Genomic DNA, 9,205 nt, shown 5'->3' with positions numbered 1-9,205 from the left:
GGAGGCCGTGGCGGCCCGCATCCGCGCCGCCGCGCCGCGCCGCTGGCTGCTGGCCGGCAACAGCATGGGCGCCAAGGTCGCCCTCGCGCTGGCGCGGCAGGCCGAGGACGGGGCGCCGGGGCTCGAGGGCCTGGGCGGCCTCGTGCTGCTCGCCGGTTCGCCGCCCTCCTCCGAGCCGATGAGCGACGACAAGCGCGCCGCGATGGTCGCCTGGATCGACGCGGACCCGGCGACCCGCGCGCGGGAGGCCGAGGCCTTCATCGACGCGAATGTGGGGGCGCCCCTCGATGCGGCCGGCAAGGCCCGGGCGGTGGCCGACGTGCTGCGCGCCAGCCCCGTGGCCTGGAAGGCCTGGCTCCGGCACGGCAGCCGCGAGGATTGGAGCCGGCGCGTGGGCGTGCTCGCCATACCGGCCGTGATCCTGGCGGGGTCGGAGGACGTCGATCTCGGGGCGCCGGCCCAGGCCGCCCTGACCGCGCCGCACCTCGCCCGGCACCGGCTGGTGACCCTGGCGGGGATCGGCCACCTCATTCCCCTCGAACACCCGGATGCGGTGGCGGAGGCCGTGCGCGCGCTCCTCGACGAGCCGGCACGGGCCGAGGCATCCGCACCCGCGATCCCCGAGGCCTACCGGGCACTGATCCGCTCCGAGCGCGTGAACGCGCGCCTGCGCGCTGCGCTGCTGGCGCGGGCCGAGCCCGACGACCCCGCCTACCAGCCGCGGGCCCTCGATCCGGTCGGCCTCGCGATCCTGCGCGCCGCCTGCGCGCGGGTGCTGCCGCAGGACGGACCCGGGGCCATCGATCTCGCCGCCCGCATCGACGCCCGGCTGGCGAGCGGGGCCGGCGACGGCTGGCGCTTCGCGAAGCTGCCGCCCGACCCGGAGGCGTATCGGCGCGCGCTCCAGACCCTCGACGCGGCCGCGCGCGAAGTGAACGGCCGGCCCTTCGTGGTTCTCGACGCCGACGCGCAGGACGCCCTGCTGGGCAGCCTGGAGGATGGCGCGGTCGCAGGCGCGCTCGATGCCGAGCAGATGCGCTTCTGGTTCGAGGATCTGCGGGCGGATGTCGCCCGCACCTACCTCGCCCACCCGGCGGCTCTGGCCCGCCTGAACTTCAGCGGTATCGGCGCCGGCGGCGACACCGATCCCCTCCCCGGCTTTCGCGACATCGGCATCGGCGCGCGCGAAGCCTGGGAACCAGCCCCGTCCCCGGAGACCGTCCGATGAACCTCGATGCGATGCGCCGCTACGCGACCACCGAGACCGTCGACGCGGTGGTGATCGGCACGGGGGCCGGCGGCGCGCCGCTGCTGGCGCGACTGGCACAGGCCGGGCTCTCCTGCGTCGCGCTGGAGGCCGGGCCGAACTTCGACCCGAAGGGGTTTGCGTTCGACGAGACGCTCGCCGACGAGATCTACTGGACCGAGGAGCGCCTCAGCGGCGGCTCCACGCCGGAGGCCTTCGGGGGCAACAACAGCGGCACCGGCGTCGGCGGCTCGACCCTGCACTGGGGCGCCTTCACGCCCCGGGCCGATGCCCGCGACCTGCGCCTCCGCACCGAAACCGGCGAGGGCGTCGACTGGCCCCTCGACTACGCCGAATTGCTGCCGTTCTACGAGCGCGTCGAAGCCTTCATCGGCGTCTCGGGCCCGGCGGCCTACCCCTGGGATGCCGGTCGCCGCTACCCCTTGCCTCCCGTCGCCCGCAACGCCCCGGCGCAGATCATGGCGCGAGCCTGCGAGGCGCTCGGGGTGCGCTGCGCCGATGCGCCCGCGGCGGTGGTCTCGGAAGCGTTCGAGCAGGCGCACGGCCCGACGCGGCCCGGCTGCATCCAGTGCGGATACTGCCACCAGGGCTGCCGCACCGGCGCCAAGACCAGCATGGACGTGACCTACCTGCCCTTGGCCGTCCATCACGGTGCCGAGATCCGGCCCGAGGCGCGGGTCCATGGCATCGAGCGGGCTAGGGACGGGCGCGTCACGGCGGTGATCTATCGCCAGGGCGGCACCGACCATCGCCAGCCCTGCCGCAACGTCTTCCTGTGCGCCGGCTCGGTGGAATCCGCCCGCCTGCTGCTGCATCTCGATCTCTGCAACGGCAGCGGGCAGGTCGGGCGCAACTACATGGGCCATGTCGCCACCCAGGTCTGGGGCACCTTCGCGCCCGAGATGCGCATGAACAAGGGCTACCCTTCCGCGCTGATCACCGAGGACATGGTCCGCCCGGCGGACGCGGATTTCGCGGGCGGCTACCTCGTGCAGAGCCTTGGCGTCGTCCCCCTGACCTTCGCCAATTCCGTGGCGCGGGGCCGCAAGCTCTGGGGCCGGGCGCTCGCCGACCAGCTCGCGCGCTACAACCACATGGCCGGCATCGGCATCAACGGCGAGACCCTGCCGTGCGACGCCAACGTGCTCACGCTCGCCGACGAAGTCGATGCCCTCGGCATGCGCAAGGCCGCGATCAGCTTCGGCTACGGGCCCAACGAGCAACGCCTCAACGCGCACGCGACCCGCTTCCTCAACCGGATCTGGGAGGCGGCCGGTGCCACCGATATCTGGACCCTGGAGCGGGTCGCCCACACCATCGGCACCTGCCGCATGGGCGCCGACGGCGACACGGCGGTGGTCGACTCGTTCGGGCGCAGCTTCGAGGTCCCCAATCTCTGGATCTGCGACGGCTCGACCTTCCCGAGTTCGCTCGCGGCCAACCCGGCCCTCACCATCATGGCGCTGAGCCTGCGCAGCGCCGAGGCGTTCCTGAAGGCGAGGTGATCGGGGCGCGACGGCCGGGCCCTCAGGCCACCGCCTTCGCCACGATGTCGGGATGCCGGGCGATCACCCGCACGTAGGCGACGGCGAAGTCGGGCGCGGTCGCCCGCGCCTGCTCCCAGTCGCGCAAAGTGCCGACCGGAACCCGGAAGCGGCTTGCGAACTCGGATTGCGACAGACCCAGGCCGGTCCGCGTCCTGCGGATCGCGCGGTCTCTAGAGCGGCGCCGTTTGTTATTCGATCATTCTGTGTGTATGACATACACATCGAAGCGGGTCGTTGAGCGGCGATGGACTCCAGGGACCTGATCAAGGAGGTCGAGGCTGCCGGATGGGTCTGGCACTCGACAACTGGAAGCCATCGCCACTTCAAGCATCCGACACGGACCGGGAAAATCACCATTCCGCACCCGAAGAAAGACATGCACCCGAAAACTGTGAAAAGTGTGAGAGAAGCGGCGGGGCTCTAGAGCATTTTCGCTGGGGCGACCCAGTGAATGCGCCAGGCGACGCGCCACTTCGGAAACAGAGGGCCGTTTCTTTATTTGCGAAAAAAGCGCCCTTGCCACTTTCACCATTTTGAAGTCGGTTCGTCATCGGAGTGAACGCTCATGATCCCCGCCGGCAATCACGGCTATGTCGCACTCGTCCACCCACCGGAAGACGGATCGGAATGGGGCGTGACCTTCCCTGATGTTCCTGGGTGCGTGACGGGCGGAACAACCTTCGAGGACGCCGTTGCGGCGGCACGCGAAGCCTTGTCCGGTCACTTGGCCGCTCTGCGCGCAGACCGAGATCCATTGCCCGAAGCGCGCAGCATGGTTCAGTTTCTTGAGAACCGCACGCGTGACGAAGGCACTGGCCTTCCACAACTCATCTTTCCCCGCCACATACCGGCCGAGCGCGTACGGGTGAACATCACCATCAACAAAGCGATGCTACGGCAGGCCGACGAGACGGCGGAGGCGCGCGGCCTCACTCGCTCGGCACTCATCGAGTCAGCCCTGGCCGCCGTCATCGATCCCTGAGACCAGCCAGCGTCGATCATGACCGACGGCTGCGCTCTTGGGAAAACGAACGGTTTCGGCGCCGCTGTGCGACGTTGCTGCCGGTGCGGGAAGGGGTGAATCGCGTTCCTCCCGAGCCCCTCAATACATCGGCGTGCCACCCGTCACCGGCACCAGCGCCCCGGTCATGTAGCTGCCCTCCCGCGAGGCCAGCAGCACGTAGGCGGGGGCGAGTTCGGCCGGCTGGCCGGCGCGGCCGAGTGGCGTGTCGGCGCCGAGGGCCTCGATCTGCTCCGGGCTCTTCACGATGGGCTGGATCGGCGTCCAGACCGGGCCCGGGGCGACGCAGTTCACCCGGATGCCCTTCGGGGCCAGCAGGTTCGACAGGCCGATGGTGAGGCTGGCGATGGCGCCCTTGGTGGCGGCGTAGACCAGCATGGTCTTGTCCGCGACCTTGGCCTGCTGGCTCGTGGAATTGACGATGGCCCCGCCGGGTTTCATGTGCGGCACGGCGGCCTGCGCCAGGTAGATCATCGCGAACACGTTGGCGCGGAACGAGCCTTCGAGATCGTCCGGCGTCACGTCGCCGAGGTCGTCGTTGACCACCTGCGCGGCGGCGTTGTTGACCAGGATGTCGATCCCGCCGAATTCCGCCACCGTCCGCTCGACGAGGGTCTGGCAATGCGCGGCATCGCGAAGATCGCCCGGCAGCAGCAGGACGCGCCGGCCCGCCTTGCGCACCCATGCGGCGGTGTCCTCGGCATCCGACTGCTCGACGGGCAGGTAGGAGATCGCCACGTCCGCGCCCTCGCGGGCATACGCGATGGCGACCGCCCGGCCGATGCCGGAATCGCCGCCGGTCACCAGGGCGACGCGGCCGGTCAGCAGCCCCTTGCCGACGTAGCTCGCCTCGCCGTGGTCGGGGGCGGGGCGCATCCGCGAGGTCAGGCCCGGCCGCTCCTGCTGCTGGTCGCCCGGAAAGGGCGGACGGGGGCCGGCGGTGCGGGGATCGGTGGTCATCGGGCGGGAGCTTTCCGGGATTCGTGTCGGGCGGGCGGGGCCGATGGCCGGGTTCCGCGACCGTCGACCGGCCGCGGAACCCGGCGGCTTGTCAGGCGTCCGCGTCGTCGGCCTCGAGGATGCCCTCGAGGTCGCCGGTCAGGATCTCGAGCTGGTCGGCGGTGGCCAGGATCTTGAAGGTCGTGCCGTCCTCGGCCTCCACGGCGATCTCCACGTGGTCGCCGACCTTGGCCGCGAGAGCCTGCTTCAGGGTGTAGGTGGTCACGTCCGTCGCCTTGGCCATGCTGCTCTGTTCCTGCTGTGGACCCGGGCAACGCGGCAGGACGCGAGTCGGATCTGCGGCCAAAGCTCCCGCACGGTCTCATGCACGGTCTCATGCGCGATCCGATGGCGGCCCGTCGGGGTGCGGTCTGTCCGGCCCTGGCGACATCCCTCGCCGGCTGGATCAGCCGTGGCTGTTTTCGGGGATGCGCGGCGCGTCGGCCGGCCCGACGCGCGAAGGCGCACCGGCGCGTCCGCCGAGGGGGCCCGCCTGGAGCCGGGCGACGAGGGCGGCGAGGTCGTCCGGCATGTCCGAGAGATCCGACAGGCCGAAGGCGAGGTCGAGGGCGGGCATGACGCTTCGCAGGACGCCCGGCAGAGAGGGCGGCAGCCCCGTCTCTCCGCCGGGATGCGGCCACAGGAGCGTTCCGAAGGTGTCCGTCGCGAGGGCGAGCATGGCGTCTTGTGGGGGTGCGGGCGCGCCGTCGCGAAGCGGCGGACGACCGGTCGGGCGCGTCCGCCTCGAAAGGCCGCTCAAGCTGGGCCCCGTCACTTGAACCGGAGCTGAAGCCGGAGCGCGCGCTCAGTCTTCGAGCGCCATCAGGCCGGCATTGCCGCCCGCGGCCGCCGTGTTGATGGAGACCGAGCGCTCCACGAGGAGGCCGAGGCCGTCGTAGTCTTGGACCCCTTCGCCTTCTGTCCCTTCGAGGGCCCGCGTCTCCAGGGATTGGAACGCCACGATTGGGCCCTCCCGGCCGGCGAGCCGGCGATTGAGCGCGGACAGCTCGGCCCGGTTTCCCGCGTGCAGCACCGCCTGGAGGTCCGGCACCTGCGCCAAGTCGCGCGCGAACCGGACCCGGCCGGCGACCTCCGGGGGCAGGTCGCGCAAACCCTCGGCCGCCGGGCCCGGCGCGATCACCACCGCGTCGTTGCCGGTGGCCAAGATCAGGCCGAGCTGGAGCCGCAGCGCGCGCCGGGTCGAGGCCAGGGCCGCGACCCGCCCGCGCGGGCGCAGGCCGTAGAGGTTGCGCTCCCCCACCGGGCCCGGCAACTCCACGTCGTCACCGAGCCCGGAGCGCGCGATGAAGCCCCTGACCCGCGCGGCGAGGTCGACCTCGCCCTGGGCTTCAGCCCAGGCGGCATAGGCCCAGGCAGCAGGGGGCCCAAGCCCCGCGGCGACGGTCGCGGGCGGCGGGTCGGCGAGGAGGCGCCGCAGGGTCAGGGGGCCGCCGGCCTTCGGGCCCGTGCCCGACAGGCCGGCGCCGCCGAAGGGCTGTACGCCCACCACCGCTCCGACGATGGTCCGGTTGACGTAGAGGTTGCCGGCCCGGACCCGGTCGAGCACCCGCGTCACGGTCGCGTCGATGCGGGAATGGACGCCGAAGGTCAGCCCGAAGCCCGTGGCGTTGATGGCCTCGACGAGCGCGTCGAGGTCCGTTCGCCGGTAGCGCAGGACGTGCAGCACCGGACCGAACACCTCGCGCGCCACATCCGCGATCCTGTCGATCTCGATCAGCGTCGGTGGCACGTAATGGCCTCGGTCCGCCTCCGGCGGTGCCGCATGTTGCGTGATCCGGTGCCCGCGCGCGCGCATCGCCGTGATATGTTGCAGGACGCCGGCGGCCGCTTTGGCGCCGATGAGCGGGCCGACATCGACCGAGAGCCGCCTCGGATCGCCGACCTCGAGTTCACGCATGGCGCCGCGCAGCAGCTCCAGGATGCGGTCGGCCGCCTCCTCCTGAAGGCACAGGATGCGCAGGGCCGAGCAGCGCTGCCCGGCCGAATCGAAGGCGGAGGCGATGACGTCGGCCACCACCTGCTCGGGCAGGGCCGAGGAATCCGTCACCAGGGCGTTCTGTCCCCCCGTCTCGGCGACGAGCGGCACGGGGCGCCCGTCCGGGTTCAGGCGCTGGCCAAGGACGCGCCGGATCTCCCGCGCCACCGCCGTGGAGCCCGTGAACATCACGCCCCGCACCCGTGCATCCGCCACCAGGGCCGCGCCGACCGCACCCGCCCCGGGCAGCAGACGCAGGGCGACCTCCGGGATTCCCGCCGCGTGCAGCATCCGAACCGCCTCGGCGGCGATGAGCGGCGTCTCGGCCGCGGGTTTCGCCAGGACCGTGTTGCCGGCCGCGAGCGCTGCGGCGACCTGCCCCGTGAAGATCGCCAGTGGGAAGTTCCAGGGGGCGATGCAGGCCACCGGCCCAAGGGGGCGGAGGTTGTCCGAGCCGGCGATGCGCCTGATCTCGGCTCCGTAGAAGCGCAGGAAATCCACTGCCTCGCGCACCTCCGCCACGGCGTTGGGAAGCGTCTTGCCCGCCTCGCGCACGAGGAGCCCGAGCAGGATCGGCATCCGGGCTTCGAAGGCGTCCGCCGCCCTGCCCAGCGCCTCGGCGCGGACCGACGCGGGGGTGGCGGCCCAGGGCGCGGCAGCGGCCTCCACGGAGGCCAGGGCGCGGGCGACGTCGTCGGGTCCGGCGGATCGCACGTGACCGACGATGTCGTCCCGGTCGGCGGGGTTACGGATGGGCGTATCGGCGTCGTCCGGCGCATGTCCGCACGGGGTCGCGGTCCAGGTCAGGCGAGCGCTCGCCGCGAGCGCTTCGGCCAGCCCGGCGAGGACGCCCTCGTCGCCGAGATCGAGGCCGGCGGCGTTGCGGCGTATGGGTCCGAAAAGATCCGCCGGTCGGGCGATCCTCGGGTGCGGCGCGCCGGGCTCCGGCATCCCGCGCACGCTCGCCACCGGATCGGCGATGAGCGCTTCCACGGGGATGGTCTGGTCGGCGATCCGGTTGACGAAGGAGGCGTTGGCGCCGTTCTCCAGGAGCCGGCGGACGAGGTAGGCGAGCAGGGTCTCGTGCGTACCCACCGGCGCGTAGATGCGGCAGGGCCGGTCGAGCTTTCCTGGTCCCACCACCGCCCCGTAGAGCGGTTCGCCCATGCCGTGCAGGCACTGGAATTCGTAGTCGCGGGGCCGGAAGCCGGGGCCGGCCATCTCCACGATGGCGGCGAGCGTCTGGGCGTTGTGGGTGGCGAATTGTGGGAAGACCGCATCGGGGGCCGCCAGCAATTGCCGGGCGCAGGCGAGGTAGGAGACGTCCGTGTGCGCCTTGCGGGTGAAGACCGGAAAATCGGTGAGCCCCTCCACCTGCGCGCGCTTGATTTCGGCGTCCCAGTAGGCGCCCTTCACGAGACGCACCATCAGGCGCCGGTCCGTACGCCGGGCGAGATCGATGAGCCAGTCGATCACGAAGGGGCAGCGTTTTCCGTAGGCCTGGACGACGAAGCCGATGCCGTCCCAGCTGGCGAGGTCCGGATCCAGGGCCAGCGCCTCCAAGATGTCCAGGGAGAGGTCGAGCCGGCCGGCCTCCTCGGCGTCGATGTTGAGGCCGATGTCATGATCACGGGCTCGCCGCGCCAGGCCCGTCACCCGTGGCACCAGTTCGGCTAGGACACGCCCCCGTTTGGCCCGGTTGTAGCGCGGGTGCAGGGCCGAGAGCTTGATCGAGATGCCCGGTCCCGCATGGATGCCCCGCCCCGCCGAAGCCGCTCCGATGGCGTCGATCGCCGCCCGGTAGGCGGCCTCGTAGCGGGCCGCGTCGGCGGCGGTGGTCGCGGCCTCTCCGAGCATGTCGTAGGAATGGGTGAAGCCCCTGGCCTCGGGGTCGCGCGCCCGGTGCAAGGCCTCCGCGATGGTCTGGCCGGCGACGAAGTGCTCGCCCATCAGCCGCATGCCGAGATCGACGCCCTTTCGGATCAGCGGCTCGCCGCCCCGCCCGATCAGGCGCGTCAGGGCGGCACTCAGCCCCGCCTCGCTCGTGATCGCAGTGAGCCTGCCCGTCACGAGCAGGCCCCAGGTCGCCGCGTTGACGAAGGGCGAGGCGGAGCGTCCGCGATGGGCTTGCCAGTCCCCACCCGCGATCTTGTCGCGGATCAGGGCATCGCGCGTCGCCGCGTCGGGAATGCGCAGGAGCGCCTCGGCAAGACACATCAGGGCGACGCCCTCCTGGCTCGACAGGGCATATTCGTGGATCAGCCCCTCGACGCCCCCGCGCGATGCCGTCCGGCGCAGGGTCTCGACGAGGTGGCGGGCCGTCACGGCGACCCGCGCCGCGGCCTCCGGGGGGAGCGCGGCGCGGTCGAGAAGGG

General features: G+C 71.9%; 9 protein-coding genes. 4 read left to right on the top strand and 5 right to left on the bottom strand.

Translation table 11 applies throughout. The features are described from left to right. Both JWQ05_RS19845 and JWQ05_RS19840 read left to right on the top strand, forming a co-directional pair. The coding region (locus JWQ05_RS19845) for an alpha/beta hydrolase (protein ID WP_299662345.1) at positions 1–1,228 on the top strand (1,228 nt) is incomplete at its 5' end. After that, positions 1,225–2,772 carry a GMC family oxidoreductase gene (locus tag JWQ05_RS19840; RefSeq protein WP_299662342.1) on the top strand — a complete coding sequence of 516 codons (1,548 nt, stop codon included), beginning with the start codon at positions 1,225–1,227 and terminating at the stop codon, positions 2,770–2,772. The genes JWQ05_RS19845 and JWQ05_RS19840, both read left to right, overlap by 4 nt. A 22-nt stretch (positions 2,773–2,794) precedes the next feature. Here JWQ05_RS19840 and JWQ05_RS19835 read toward each other — a convergent pair whose 3' ends face one another. After that, on the bottom strand, positions 2,795–2,974 hold the full coding sequence (locus JWQ05_RS19835; protein ID WP_299662348.1) for a helix-turn-helix domain-containing protein: 180 nt from the start codon (positions 2,972–2,974) through the stop codon (positions 2,795–2,797). 84 nt (positions 2,975–3,058) lie between these two features. Here JWQ05_RS19835 and JWQ05_RS19830 point away from each other — a divergent pair, with 84 nt between their 5' ends. After that, positions 3,059–3,238 carry a type II toxin-antitoxin system HicA family toxin gene (locus JWQ05_RS19830; RefSeq protein WP_299662339.1) on the top strand — a complete coding sequence of 60 codons (180 nt, stop codon included), beginning with the start codon at positions 3,059–3,061 and terminating at the stop codon, positions 3,236–3,238. A gap of 141 nt (positions 3,239–3,379) precedes the next feature. After that, positions 3,380–3,796 carry a type II toxin-antitoxin system HicB family antitoxin gene (locus JWQ05_RS19825; protein WP_299662336.1) on the top strand — a complete coding sequence of 139 codons (417 nt, stop codon included), beginning with the start codon at positions 3,380–3,382 and terminating at the stop codon, positions 3,794–3,796. A 120-nt stretch (positions 3,797–3,916) separates the two neighbouring features. Here the strand turns inward: JWQ05_RS19825 and JWQ05_RS19820 are convergent, their stop codons facing one another. The 4 genes from JWQ05_RS19820 to putA all read right to left on the bottom strand — a co-directional run. Continuing rightward, positions 3,917–4,795 carry an SDR family oxidoreductase gene (locus JWQ05_RS19820; protein ID WP_299662333.1) on the bottom strand — a complete coding sequence of 293 codons (879 nt, stop codon included), beginning with the start codon at positions 4,793–4,795 and terminating at the stop codon, positions 3,917–3,919. Between the two features lie 91 nt (positions 4,796–4,886). Then, positions 4,887–5,078, bottom strand: a complete 192-nt coding sequence (locus JWQ05_RS19815) for a hypothetical protein (protein ID WP_299662330.1) — start codon at positions 5,076–5,078, stop codon at positions 4,887–4,889. Positions 5,079–5,240: 162 nt separating this feature from the next. Further along, a complete protein-coding gene (locus JWQ05_RS19810; RefSeq protein ID WP_299662327.1) occupies positions 5,241–5,513 on the bottom strand; it encodes a hypothetical protein in 273 nt (90 codons plus the stop codon). A 126-nt stretch (positions 5,514–5,639) separates the two neighbouring features. Further along, a partial coding sequence (putA, locus tag JWQ05_RS19805; protein ID WP_299662323.1) for a bifunctional proline dehydrogenase/L-glutamate gamma-semialdehyde dehydrogenase PutA occupies positions 5,640–9,205 on the bottom strand: 3,566 nt, incomplete at its 5' end.

The sequence above is a fragment of the Methylobacterium sp. genome (assembly GCF_028290105.1).
Lineage (GTDB): Bacteria > Pseudomonadota > Alphaproteobacteria > Rhizobiales > Beijerinckiaceae > Methylobacterium.
The sequence above is the reverse complement of the archived record's forward strand: the minus strand, read 5'-3'. Positions and strand labels throughout refer to the sequence as shown.

Coding starts and splice junctions, on each gene's coding strand:
- JWQ05_RS19840 (WP_299662342.1), top strand. CDS start 1,225: ATGAACCTCGATGCGATGCGCCGCTACGCGACCACCGAGACCGTCGAC.
- JWQ05_RS19825 (WP_299662336.1), top strand. CDS start 3,380: ATGATCCCCGCCGGCAATCACGGCTATGTCGCACTCGTCCACCCACCG.
- JWQ05_RS19810 (WP_299662327.1), bottom strand. CDS start 5,513: ATGCTCGCCCTCGCGACGGACACCTTCGGAACGCTCCTGTGGCCGCAT.
- JWQ05_RS19815 (WP_299662330.1), bottom strand. CDS start 5,078: ATGGCCAAGGCGACGGACGTGACCACCTACACCCTGAAGCAGGCTCTC.
- JWQ05_RS19830 (WP_299662339.1), top strand. CDS start 3,059: ATGGACTCCAGGGACCTGATCAAGGAGGTCGAGGCTGCCGGATGGGTC.
- JWQ05_RS19820 (WP_299662333.1), bottom strand. CDS start 4,795: ATGACCACCGATCCCCGCACCGCCGGCCCCCGTCCGCCCTTTCCGGGC.